Below are 12,481 nucleotides of genomic sequence, written 5' to 3' on the forward strand. Positions count from 1 at the left end.
TTAGTCCTTGGTATCGCTTGAAACTTCGAGCAGCTTCTTCATGGCGGCATCAATCTTCTCGGCGTACGCGTCGTAGTCCGCTGGCTTGTCGTCGTGAAGATTTCCATCAATGCTGCCGAATTCGTCGAATAGACTTTTAACGGCTTCTTTTGCCGATGCTTGCTGTGTGTCCGACAAAGACGCACTCTCGAGTGTCGATTCGATCATTTCAAGCAGATGCCCGACTTCATGCAGTGGCCCGTGTGCCGCATCAACGTCATCGTTTGCGAATCCATCACGGATGGTTTCATGCATGGTTTGGAGGACGGCGACGGCATCCTTCAAATTGTCAGGGTGTATTGACTCGTCAAGGCTAACAAGGTCATCGGTACTGAGGCCCAACTCAGCGGCATCGATATGGATTGCGTGATCGTGCTCATCATGATCGTGCCCATCATGATCGTGCCCATCATGGTCGTGCTCATCATGATCATGCCCATCGTGATCGGCCCCGTCATGATCGTGTTCGGCAACCGGCGTCGGGGAAGGTACCTCTTGTTTGCATCCGGCGACGAACGCCATGTAACAACCGGATACCACGACCAACGTGACAGTGGAAAGTAAACGCATTGCAGGCTCTTTTTGTAATTCGGCAGTAAACAGGTGGTGGACATTCATTCGACTGATGCAACGAAGCTCAAAGCTCTTGCAGTCGAAATGGCTGCACTCCAACGAATACGCTCCTATTCGGATTCTGGTTCTTCTTCGGGTTCTGGTTCTTCTTCGGGTTCGGCGGTCAAATTGTCGAGAAACCGTTGTAGACGGGCCTTCCCTCTCTCATCAGCCAATTCCACGGCTTCGCGTTGCGTTTTGATGGCCGCCTCTTTGTCGCCAAGCTGGTGTTGCAGATGAGCCACCGTGTCCAATACGAATGGCTTCATCTCCCCGATTGTCTCAGCTGCCACTTGAGCCTTTTCAAGTACAGCACTCAGCAAGTCCTTATCGTCCAAGTCTCCGCTGACCGCTTTACGATACAAAGTCCAACCGACGAGATTCACTAACTGTGGATCTGAATCCTCGTCCTCAATCACACTTTTCGCATAAGCAATCATCTCGCCCGCAAGCGAATCGTCACTCGAAAGAACTTGCAATTTTGCCATTCGCATCTGGCTGACACGAGACTCATTTTTCGCAGTGGCAATGTACTCGTCGATAATCTTCAAAGCACCTTCGGAATCGCCTTTCCGCATCGCCATCACGAAGTTGCGAAAGACCACATCGGCTTCCTGCCCTTCGACAAATTCGGTGCCGAATGCTTCGCGATCCCATTGATCGGTGACAATGCTTTTGAGCGGCTCGTCCATCGACATCGGGTGTCCGATCCATTCGATATGCCCATCTTTACCAACGATAAACGCACAAGGTATACCGTTTTGGCCCGCAGCTTGCATGTAATCAGCAGATGTGGATCGATCCGGATCGGATGTCAAACAATACTGGCTAGTCAGTTCACGGTAGGTGACCGCACGCATGCCATCGTCGTCACTCTCTTCGTCTTCGTCACCCTCATCAGCATCGCCCTTGCCCTCGCCTTCGTCGCCTCCTTCATCAGTGTCGCCCTCGCCTTCGTCGCCTTCTTCATCAGCGTCGTCTTCATCAGCGTCGTCTTCATCAGCGTCGTCTTCGTCAGTGTCGTCTTCATCAGTGTCGTCTTCATCAGCGGGAACCCGCATCCCGGGAACGTCTCGCTTGAGAAAACGTTCGATCGTTTTTACCGGTTCATTGCTGACGCTGACAACTTGGACCCCTTGGTCGGCGTAGTCTTTTTGAATCTGAACGATATGGGGCATCGACGAAATGCATGGGCCGCACCAAGTCGCCCAGAATTCAACGATATAGACCTTGTTCGGCTCAAACGTGGTGACATGTCCGAAGGCTCCGTTTCCATCGTGAATCCAATGCTCAATATCAAGTGGCGGAGCCACCGAGCCGATCGTTAGTGTCTCGATTACCGCTTCTACGGCCTCTTCATCAGCGGCCTCTTCATCAGCGGTCGCTTTTTCAGCCGATTCTTCGGATTCAGTCGCTGCTAAGTCGGCGGCTTCTTCCGCGGTCGTCTCGTCGCCTGCCGCCACCTGAGCTTGAAGCGGGGCAGACTGAAGCTGCGACAGGATCAAGAACAGGACGAAAGACAGAATAACTGACGAAGATAGGAGAGCGTGTTTCATGGGTACTCAATCGAATTTAGCAAGTTGGATGGGACGTTTAGCTGGTTGGATGGGACGAAAATCGACCTAGCCCCGAGTATAGCGGATTGCTGACCAAATAGACTTGGGTAGACGACAGGGTGCTGCGAGCGAAACCGAAGCAACGCAAAGACTCGGAAACGCTAGCAATGATAAATTCTTTTTGGTGGTTTTATGCCGATTATTCCGTTTGGCTTAAGAATCCGGGTTTTCTGGGCCGATGAAACCTCTCGGACGAACTGCCATGGCGAGTTCCTGTCCTGTTTTCTTGTTGGCGATCTTGACGGCCCGGCACTGGCGGCTTAGACTCCCTAGAGCGTTTAAGTTTAAAGCAGCAAAGGGTTTACAGCGATCACCAAACTCGGTAACAGCACAATACAAGCATGATAAAAACCATGCGGGACATAGCAGGGAGTCAGTAGTGACCAAAAAAGATATCGTGCGAACGATCTCGGAAGAGGTTGGACTGACTCAACAACAGACCAAGGAAATAGTCCAAAAGACATTTGACGCGATCGTCGAATGCTTGGTACGAGAAAGACGGATCGAATTGCGGAACTTCGGCGTGTTCGAAGTCAAACCGCGGGCGGCACGGAAAGCTCGAAACCCTCGGACTGGACAACAGGTCGAGGTGCCTAGCAAGCATGTCGTGACGTTCAAACCAGGAAAATACATGGAAGCGAAGGTTCGCGATTTAGACGAATCTCGAATCGACACCTCAACTTCCAAACCCGGCGATTCAAAACCGCCACCAACGACGAAAAAACCAAGCCATCACACGGACTCTTTACCACCAAGCGCCCCAAGCGGTCGGTGGGGCGAGAGTTAGGATCGGCGAAACCATCCCACTGCTTCGATTGATTTTTCTACGGAATCAAACGAAGCAAGACCGTTCATGGAGGAACGTTCGATGCTTAAAACGACTCGTAAAACGATGCAACGAATCGTACAACTGACCGTGTTGGCCGCGGCAATCACCACCAGCGTCGGTTGTTTTGTCCCAATCTACTCGGCTCGTCCGGAACGACGTGTGCAACAATTGCTCTACACGTCCGAGGATTTGCGATCGATGGTCGCTGAATGGGAACGCTTCTGGTTCCTCGATTCGCCTAGCCACATGACCCCTATCCGTACTCACGGTGGAATCATGTAAGCACCTTTGTGGTGCTGTTGCCTGCGTGACTGTCATAACCGGCACAATGCGTCCGGTTGCGTGGGGGACCCTGCGCTCAAAGGATTACCCCTTATGAATTTGGTAAGGGTGCATAAAAGAGCAACCTAGGTTTGAGGGTATCTTCCCCAAACTCCTAGCCGTTGCAGCTTTGCCATGTCTACCGCTCCGATTCCGTGGAAACACGTTCGCAATGTCCTTGTCGTCTTTGCCCCCCTTTGGGTTGGTGCAACGATCGTGTTTGCATTCTTTGGCGTTTCCTATAGCCTTTTGAGACGTGACGTTTACTCGGCCCGCCAACCGCTTGTGGTGCGGAACGAAGCGACCAGCAGCGTCGACCGGATGGGACGTTTCAGCAGCCAAACTGAACTCAAGGCTGCTCAGGAAACCATTCTCGAGATGACACAAAATCCCGAAGTCGTCGCGGGTGCGCTTCGCCAAATCGGTCCTCGTTCTGGAAAACCAGACTCCAATTGGCCTAGCACCGAAGTCATCGACTCGGTCGCAAATGGCAAAGTCAACTTGTTGGCACCGCACGGATCCGAGTTTGGCAATACCGAAGTGGTCTATCTACAAGTCAAAGCATCGGATCAACAGCGAGCGTTGGTTTTTTGTGAAGCGATGTTTGATAACCTGACCGAACACTTACGGAACATTCGCCAAGTTCGTGCCGACAGCGTCATTCGCGAACTGACGTATGCTCGTGACCAAGCCGAAGAGAACCTCAATGAAGCCGCTGACCGGATGCGAGTATTTGAAGTGCAATTTTCTGCTGACCTTGGGGAACTAAGAAACCTCAACGACGCGATCGCGGGTGATGGAACCAACCGACGAACGCTCGAACAGACGGCCAATGAGTTGCAGATCGCCGAACTAGAACTCGAAAAACTACATTCCCTACACGAACTTCTGATCGCAGGATCGAAAAATCCTGATCATTTACTCGTTAGCGGCAGCGACCTGCTCACCCTCCAACCATCGCTGTTGCGACTCAAGGATGGTTTGATCGATGCGCAAATCACCAGCAGTCAATTGGCGGCCAACCGTACCGCCAAGCATCCATCGGTCATCAATGCTCGATCAACTGAACAACAAATTCGCAAACGCATGCAAGAAGAAGCGAGCACGGTAGTTCAAGCGATGCAGCCGGTTCTAAAACTTGAGCAGGCCCGCGTGCAGCGCTTAACCGAAAAGCAAAACCGACTCGTCCAACGACTCGAAGCACTTGCGGCTGCCCGCACGGATTATGCAAAAGTAGACGCCGAAGTGAACCACCGAACGACGCTACTTGAAGAAGCCGAACGAGCCCTGGCCGAAGCACACGCCAGCCGTACTGCTGCACTGTCGACCAACCTCGTGGCTGAACTTGGACCACCGCAAGTTTCTGAAAACCCAATCGGCCCAGGCGGCTTTTTGGTCACAATGGGATCGGCAACCGCCGGATTACTTTTTGGACTCGGGTCGGTGTTCTTGATCGCACCTGGACCAAACGAGACACGACGCGGTCGACGCTGGACCGACTTTCTACAAAAAGGAGGCCGCCGTGCAGCCGACCAAGCCGCTGCTGCGGCCGTTGCTGAAACTGTCCCACAAGGTCACACCCAAGCCCCCAGGGCCGATCGCCGCCAGAACCGTTGAACCATCAACGACGACCTAGTACCGTCTTGAACAACCCGATCACTTGGCTTGAAAGCTGGGCAAGACGCTCCTGGTCAAGTTGCTTGTAGAACGCCTTTAAAATCGCTGCCGCCATTGCGGCATCAAGGTGAGCAATAATCTGCGGCACAACTTCATCGATCACGCTTGTACCATCCGGATGTTCATCGCCGGTGTAAACACACGCGTAGCCGTCAATGGAAGGCCCGAGCAATTCCTTGACGTAGGCAACTGACGCGGCAATCGATTCTTCTTTCAATTGATGTGGATTTTGCCAATCGTATGGCGGCTCCCATTCGCGAACCGGTCGAAGCAAATCGATGTGAGTCAAAACCGCGATGACCGCTGGCGGACGCAGTTTCGCATTGGCCTTCGAGTGCTCCGCCAATGCTTGAACCATCGCGACATCGGCTTGCCTTGCCGGTGAGTGTGCGTCCAGCACCAACAACACAATATCCGCAGCCTCGATCGCCTTTTGAATTTCCTTTTGTTGGCTACGCGAAACATCTGCTTCATCGTAGCCGGGCGTATCAAGCAACGTGACCTTGTTCACTGAACCCGGAAGTGAAAACTGGTATCGCTTCACAAGACGTGTTTCGGGCAGCACGCTCGTCGCCGCAACTTGATCATTCGTTAACGCATTGATCAAACTTGATTTTCCCGCTTTGACTTGCCCCATGACGGCGATCGTCGTTTCAGTATCCTCAAGCGATTCAAGCCGAGTCGTATCGCCACCTACTTCATGAACTGCAGCAGCCATTTTCCCAAACTTCATGCGATACGCTTTCGACCCACCACGCAATCGCCCGCTATACATTTCGATCAGGTAATACCCCACTTGTCGAAGGTATCTGTGATAGAAACTTCGAACCAATTCGTTTTGCAACTCCCCCACGACTTGCCCTGATTTTCGCCACAATGGATATGCCAATAATTTCGACGGATTCGCAACCGCGGAAGCAAAGTAGACAATCTTTTGAACCGTATCGATCTTACCGACAACGCTTGGAACCTTCCCAAAATGGCCAATCGTTGCCAAGTCGCTACCGGGCACACTTTCGAGGACCCAGGCTTCCAAATCTTCGACCGCCAAATGCACGACAGCCAATATTTCAACCAACGTCAGTGGATGCAACGCGTTGAGAGTCCCATCAGAGTAGTAATGCTTGGCCAATCGATCGGCTAGAACTTGGGCATCGCCAATGAAACGATTGAAATCGGCAACCGTTTTTGAATCAACATCGTTCACTTCAGTACTGTACTGCTCGACCACGGCGATCGCTGCCGCATCGGTCGGCGTCCAAAAATCCGGAGCCTTTAGCGGTTTGCCCTCGTTGACTTGGCTCAGTTTGGGGGACGGCCAAAGTCGCCCCACACCCCACGCCAACAACCATAGAAATGGCAATGTCCAAACGACCCAGCCCAACCAACCGGTTTGATACATCGCGACAAAACCAATCGCGAGGTAACACAATAGGGGTAACACCCAAAGCAGAAACAACACCACCATTCGCGGACGCAGGGCACGAAACAAACTCATTGGGCTTTCCATAGTGTATGGCCTCGCTTGAGTTGCTCTGCGAAAACGTCTTGTAACTGTTCGGTAGTTGGGACGTTACCTTTTCGCAAATCAGCAAAGTACCAATCCCACGACATGCCCAATGCATAGGTGAATGCGAACGAGCTAGCCGCCCCGACCGCCAATCCGACAACCGGGATAAATTTCAACGCCTCGCGAATTGCAAAACGAATCGCGATCCGTGTTCCCGCGGCACTTGTTAGCATAGCCCAATGCTTGGGGGTAATTTCTTGTTCGTAGAGACCTGCGATCTTCACGGCCAAGTGAGCTTGTATGGCGACCACAGCAGGAATATCAACCCACGGTACCGGAATTGCCCCTGCGGTCCCCGCCATGGCACTGGATGCCAAAATTTGCCGATACGATTTTTGCTGACGAGCCGACATCGGTTCGCCCGTGGAATCGTGAAGCGCCAAAAGGGCTTGTCGATAGGCATGAGGCAGCTTGTCGAGAATCGCTTGCTTCAATCGACCGCCACCAAAGTTAGGTTCTGCAAACCCATCTTCGATTTGCGTCAGATCAATCGGAATGACATTGTCAAACAGCCCGGCGAACTGCTTTGACTTTTCGTCAATCAGTAGTTGCAGCGTCTCGGGAATTTCTCCATTCTCTTCAAACGGATCCGGCCCCTCGGACAAGTCAAGCGAACCTGTGGCCTCGTGCAAACAGGTTAACGCCAACAGGACCGGTCGCTCAGGTTCTGCTTTGCGAATTTGACGTAACGGTGTGATAATCGAATCAAGTGCATGGTCGGAAACACGAACGGTAACGATCATCAACTGGGTCGAGCCCGAGAACCGATCGATGTCATCACAGGGATCATAGGCTACTTCGCCGATGCCGCGAGTATCAATAAACGATAGCAGCGGTTCCAACGAATCGGGAAAATCGAACCGACGCGAAGTTTTCGTTTCTGGCCGATAGCCTTCGCCCACGATCGCCTCTTCGGCTGCCGTCAGAAATCGAACGATCGAGCTTTTGCCGCTACCGGTTTTGCCAAAAAGCCAAATAGAGGGGACCGGAACGGTTTGGCGAAGCGTGTCAATTTGTTTCGCATAATCGTCCTCGTTGGCTGGTTCGCTGTGTCGGAGTTTCCACCAAGAAAATGCCATCGATTCTTTCACTTGCCCCTGTCGTGTTAAGCAGATTGCTGGAAGCCTTGTGGCCAAACACGTATCGGCATCTCTCCGAGAAGCCAAGTTTTACGAGTCGCCGATCGACTCGCCGTGTGATTTCACTCAATCAAGGTGTGCATTATCGCAGAATCACCAAGAACCCACACGCGTGCCACGGGAAAAACGTGCCGCGGGAAAAAGGGGCCAACGAAAAACGGGCCAACGAAAAACGGGCCAACGAAAAACGGGAGCCTCTTTCGGAGGCTCCCGTTCACGAATTTCTTTTATGCGACAGAAAAACGGCTAGAAATCGTAGCTGACCGTTTCTTGAGCATCCTTGGTCCCCATTGCCCCCCAAACACCAAACGGGCTGGCGGCTCCTGGCTGCTGGTTATCACGACCAAACGGGATGACAGACTGATCACCAGCGTCAACCGATTCGGTAATGAACTTCACCGCACCGTCGGCCATCAAAACGTGTACCCCGCCTTGGTGACGACTCGACGCACTAAAAATACCACGGCTGTTGTGTTCCACAATTACGTTGTACCCATTGGGCGGGCGAATCGTCGTGAAGGTGGTCCATTGAGGACCGCCCATCGCCCAACGTCGACCACGACCATGGTTGTAGTCCGAATCGAGACTGGCGGTTTGCGTCCAAAACTGCGGTCGCAGTGGATCAATGTTCGTGGGTGTGTCCCAGTAATTCGCAGGGCGAGATTCCGCACTGCCATCGTAAAGAGGCGACGTTGTAATTTCTCGTTTCTGCTGGTCAATATTAACTTCGCCGATTGCAATCGTGTTGGACAATCCATCAGCGATATCGCGGAAACGGGTGAAGTGACGAGCACGGAATACGCCTCGAGCCCAACGGCTGCCTGCAGTGTCACCCCAATTACCATCGGTACTCGGGTCGCCATTTTGCCAAACACCACCATGATGTTGTTCGTAGAATGCATCGCCCACGCACGCAACGTAGTTCGTCATCCCCGTTCTGGTCGGAACCTTGGTCGCCGGGTCGCTCGGGCAACGGTAAGTTGGAACTTGCGTGATCCAAGGTTGGTAGTCATCTCGCCAAGGCTGAGGTCCCATCGCAGGATATGGTGGGGTTCGAGGATTACCACCTCGGTCAACACCCAACGGATTCGAAATCTTTTCCCACAGAGCTTGTTGCTCAATGAACGGCAACATTCCGACGAGATAACTCAAACTGAGCCGGTTGTCCCAATCATCGCCACGCCCGACGTCATACGTCCCCCCCATTTGCATCATTAACTTGCCATAAGTCGCATGATAGTTATGAAGGCCAAGACCGAGCTGTTTTACATTATTACTGCATTGCATCCGACGCGCTGCTTCACGTGCCGCTTGAACCGCTGGCAACAATAGGCCAACCAAAACGCCGATGATTGCAATCACCACCAGCAACTCGACAAGCGTGAAACCACGCGGTCGAACTGAAGAAGTTCTCATGTTGAATACTCGCTAAAGAGAAGGAAAAAGGAGAATGGACAAATTGTCGCATGCCTCAAACTGTAGGGGACCGAAGTGCGCGATTCAACAACGATTTCAAAAAAAACGCAGGCTAGCGAGTCAATTGAAATATATTGTCTGCCTTTCTCCTAGTGCCTTGCTCTACAGCCAGATAAGAACCATTTACGTCTACCTCGGAAAAACGAGAGATCGTGCCGCTAGGCCAATGAATTTCCAGCGATACCAGAGAGGCGTTCGCCCCCAACCCGATCGTGAGAGAATTTTCGTTTTTAGATAGATAACCATTACCGCCGATTTGGTAGGTCGCAATAGACGAGAATGCTTGTTGTTGCCCCCTTTTTCCTTTCGAAACGTTAGCAATCACCTTCGCCCCAACTGCATCACGCTCACTAATCGTCCCAGCAAGCGTGATTCGGATCCAGTTTCCAGTCGTTGATTGATTTTCAAGCAATGCCGTGGGTGCATCGAGGTGTCCTGCAACCAAATCCGTTTTGCCATCGCAATTCCAATCAAGCGTAGCAAGGGCACGCCCAAGTGTCCGCTTGGACCAATAGTCGTCTCCAAGTTGATCAGGCAAAACAAGTTCGAAAGGGCCTCGACCACCACGAAAACAGTGGGGCGCCATTCGGTAGCCAGCCCCATCCGCGGTATGGTTGTAGAGGTGTCCATTGAGGATCACAAGATCAAGCCATCCATCGCAGTCGAGATCGACTGCTTGTGTCCCCCATCCGAGAACGCGACGGGTTTCTTGGTCGAGCCCGGATGCGACCGCACGGTTTGCAAATACGCCGGAATCGCCCTGCAAAAACAAATCCGATGACTCGTCGGTGTAGTTGGTGACATGCAGATCGAGTCGTCCATTGCGATCAAAATCACCTGCTGTGACCCCCATACAGCTCTGCGCCATTCCTTGGACACCATAGGCACAGCCGTACAACTCGGCACGCTCGGCCAGTTGGAATGGGGCTGATGCGACGTGCTCCGCGGGCAATTTGGGCGTTTCCCCCAAGGCACGATGCACTGCTCTCTGATTCGCCGGAAGAGGTGGTTGAGATCGCTCGCTAAGCCAATAGTGGTTTAGGTTGGTGTCGTTGGTGATAAAAACGTCGTTGCCTGCACGTTCGTCGAAATTGGAAATCATCGCTGCGAACCCATAGCCGTTGGTGTGCGGCTTGTTTTTGAGCTCCAATCGCTTCCACGTTCCATCTTCGGTCAATTGCAGAAACCGATCTTCTGCGGCACGATACTGCTGAGGATTGCACTGGGGCCGCTCGGTAGTGCCACTGCAAAGTGTCTCGACCATACGAAGGTCGTTGATGTAATTCACTTCGACTAAATCTGGCAAATGATCGCCGTTTAGATCCCCACACGCGATCGATGTGGTCCACTGTGCATTTTCTGGGAGCGAATTTTCAAGCCGATCGCTGCTTCGGTCATCCTCGGAAAGCTCGGCTGGTTCAATGATCAAATCACTCCGAGTAAAAGTGCCGTCGCCATTATTGAAAAAGATGGCGTTTGTCCCAAAGTTAGCAACCAGGATTTCCGGAAAACCATCTTGGTTCAAATCAGCCGTTGTCATCCCCTGGCCGTAACCACGATCATCACAACTTGCGAGTGCGGCAACGTCGACCCAAGTCTTGCCCTCCAGGTTTCGAAACAACGCGTTTGGCTGGGAAGCGACTGACGTTTTTCCATCGGCCCCTGGTGGCACGCCACCGGATTGGGCAAACGCAAGATCCGGCCAACCATCGAGGTCAAAATCCACCGCTGCGATTCCGCCACCGTTGGTTTCGTGCATCGCCAACGATTCGATGTCATTGGTCGGGCCAGGACGATATTGAAAGTTCAATCCAGTTGATTTTGCGACATCATGCAGCGCGATCGCAGTGTTTGAGGCGGCGTCGGAATCGACGAATGGCTGCAACGTGATCGCCTTGGACGAACCAGCAAGCAGCGCATCGGGAAGTGGCCAATCGGAACGCGATAGGCCGCATAGAGCGGTCGCTTCAAGATCGCTTGTAGGGCGTGATTCACAGAGTGATTCCGGAGCATTTGACGCATCTTTCGCTGCGATTCGTTCCCAAGCGAGTGCTTCGCAGTCACGGTTGAGTTGTCGGAGCGTCGACGCAATCCCCTGATAAATCTCGGCCGACCGATTCAATTCGGTCATCAAAAAAGCCAAATGATCTAGGGTCCGGTAGCGTTTGAAGGCACCTTCGGCGACTGCTTCTTGCCCGTTCAATTCGAGAGAACGGGCTAGTCCGAGATATGCATAACGATCGGTTTGGTCGCGATAGACCGTTTCTAGAAAACAACGAATGGCGACGGAGTGTTCGCCGCGATCTTGATAAAAATGGGCTAATGCGTACCAGTAATCAGGAGAGTCTTCGATACCATTCGGAAGGAGACTAAGCAGATCCAGTAACGGCTGCTGCCCGTGCAATTGGGAAAACACGCGCATCGCAAATGCCACCGTCGCGACGGAATCGGGCATCTCGACGACCAGCTGCTCCATCGTAACTTCCGATTCTCGATGGTTCCCCCAAGTCCACGCTCGCTTGGCAAGCGAAAGTGCGTTTAGTGGTATTTCCACCATTTCATCGGGGTGATCAACCAGGGTAGGATGCAAATGAGGCTCGCTAAGCATGCCCAACGCATCGAGTTCATCTTCGGTTGCGACTCCTAGCCGAACCAAAGATCGCAGGTGCGGTGCGGCTTCATATCGACGGCCCAAATGGTCCAAGATATGTGCCAAACGACGATGGGCAATCGCGATATCTTGGTTGGCATGGACGATCTGACGCAGTCGGTCAAGCGCCTCGTCGTAACGTTCTAATTGGATAAACCAATCAGCGGATTGCCCAAGTACGGCGAACTTGACTTGTGGTGAATCGAATGGAATTTGAGCAAGCGTTTCAATCGCCGAATCAAGCTGGCCTAGCTCGGCTTGGCATCGAGCAAGCAAGAAAATCGCTTGAAAGTGATCGGAGTGAGCGACTAGCAAAGGGCGAAGCACTTGCTGGGCCGCCTCATACTCGCGACGCCGAAAGAATTCGCTCGCGAGACTAATTTGCTCTGAAATTTGCTCTGTAATTTGCGGGGCAACTTGCGAATCGGTTCGTTGTGAACCTGCCGCAGACGCTGAAGCCGGCAAATCCGCCACGGCAGGGGAAGCCTGTTCTTCGTCGGAAGGTCGATTTGCGATAGGAGCACTCGAATTCCGACAACCCAATAGGTTGAA

At 52.6% G+C, this 12,481-nt stretch carries 9 protein-coding genes; 3 read left to right on the forward strand and 6 right to left on the reverse strand.

Translation table 11 applies throughout. The annotated features are described in order from the left end of the window. Entirely contained in the window at positions 1-609 is a 609-nt protein-coding gene (locus tag CA13_RS35150) for a hypothetical protein (protein ID WP_419194338.1), read from the reverse strand. Positions 610-722: 113 nt separating this feature from the next. Then, entirely contained in the window at positions 723-2,207 is a 1,485-nt protein-coding gene (locus CA13_RS35155; protein ID WP_419194339.1) for a TlpA disulfide reductase family protein, read from the reverse strand. Between the two features lie 439 nt (positions 2,208-2,646). Here CA13_RS35155 and CA13_RS14125 point away from each other — a divergent pair, with 439 nt between their 5' ends. The 3 genes from CA13_RS14125 to CA13_RS14135 all read left to right on the forward strand — a co-directional run bounded on the left by CA13_RS14125 (position 2,647) and on the right by CA13_RS14135 (position 5,034). Then, on the forward strand, positions 2,647-3,054 hold the full coding sequence (locus tag CA13_RS14125) for an HU family DNA-binding protein (protein WP_146397647.1): 408 nt from the start codon (positions 2,647-2,649) through the stop codon (positions 3,052-3,054). Positions 3,055-3,135: 81 nt separating this feature from the next. Continuing rightward, positions 3,136-3,378 carry a hypothetical protein gene (locus CA13_RS14130; RefSeq protein WP_419194340.1) on the forward strand — a complete coding sequence of 81 codons (243 nt, stop codon included), beginning with the start codon at positions 3,136-3,138 and terminating at the stop codon, positions 3,376-3,378. Positions 3,379-3,552: 174 nt separating this feature from the next. Further along, entirely contained in the window at positions 3,553-5,034 is a 1,482-nt protein-coding gene (locus CA13_RS14135) for a GumC domain-containing protein (RefSeq protein WP_419194341.1), read from the forward strand. Positions 5,035-5,038: 4 nt separating this feature from the next. On the opposite strand, the gene CA13_RS14140 is transcribed toward CA13_RS14135, so the two are convergent. The 4 genes from CA13_RS14140 to CA13_RS14155 all read right to left on the reverse strand — a co-directional run bounded on the left by CA13_RS14140 (position 5,039) and on the right by CA13_RS14155 (position 12,403). Beyond that, entirely contained in the window at positions 5,039-6,592 is a 1,554-nt protein-coding gene (locus CA13_RS14140; RefSeq protein WP_419194342.1) for a GTPase family protein, read from the reverse strand. Beyond that, a complete protein-coding gene (locus CA13_RS14145) occupies positions 6,589-7,743 on the reverse strand; it encodes a YcjF family protein (RefSeq protein WP_146397651.1) in 1,155 nt (384 codons plus the stop codon). Before CA13_RS14145 ends, CA13_RS14140 begins: the two co-directional genes overlap by 4 nt. A 306-nt stretch (positions 7,744-8,049) precedes the next feature. Then, entirely contained in the window at positions 8,050-9,219 is a 1,170-nt protein-coding gene (locus CA13_RS14150) for a DUF1559 domain-containing protein (RefSeq protein ID WP_146397653.1), read from the reverse strand. Positions 9,220-9,331: 112 nt separating this feature from the next. Beyond that, the gene (locus CA13_RS14155; protein ID WP_419194343.1) at positions 9,332-12,403 is read right to left on the reverse strand and encodes an FG-GAP-like repeat-containing protein; all 3,072 of its coding nucleotides are present in this window, start codon (positions 12,401-12,403) and stop codon (positions 9,332-9,334) included. Positions 12,404-12,481 lie beyond the last annotated feature (78 nt).

Source organism: Novipirellula herctigrandis (assembly GCA_007859835.1).
In the GTDB taxonomy this organism is placed as follows: Bacteria; Planctomycetota; Planctomycetia; order Pirellulales; family Pirellulaceae; genus Novipirellula_A; species Novipirellula_A herctigrandis.

What these genes read in the sequence shown, in the direction of transcription:
- CA13_RS14135 (WP_419194341.1), top strand. Translation starts at nt 3,553, where the DNA reads ATGTCTACCGCTCCGATTCCGTGGAAACACGTTCGCAATGTCCTTGTC.
- CA13_RS14145 (WP_146397651.1), bottom strand. Translation starts at nt 7,743, where the DNA reads ATGGCATTTTCTTGGTGGAAACTCCGACACAGCGAACCAGCCAACGAG.
- CA13_RS14130 (WP_419194340.1), top strand. Translation starts at nt 3,136, where the DNA reads ATGCTTAAAACGACTCGTAAAACGATGCAACGAATCGTACAACTGACC.
- CA13_RS35155 (WP_419194339.1), bottom strand. Translation starts at nt 2,207, where the DNA reads ATGAAACACGCTCTCCTATCTTCGTCAGTTATTCTGTCTTTCGTCCTG.
- CA13_RS14150 (WP_146397653.1), bottom strand. Translation starts at nt 9,219, where the DNA reads ATGAGAACTTCTTCAGTTCGACCGCGTGGTTTCACGCTTGTCGAGTTG.
- CA13_RS14140 (WP_419194342.1), bottom strand. Translation starts at nt 6,592, where the DNA reads ATGAGTTTGTTTCGTGCCCTGCGTCCGCGAATGGTGGTGTTGTTTCTG.
- CA13_RS35150 (WP_419194338.1), bottom strand. Translation starts at nt 609, where the DNA reads ATGCGTTTACTTTCCACTGTCACGTTGGTCGTGGTATCCGGTTGTTAC.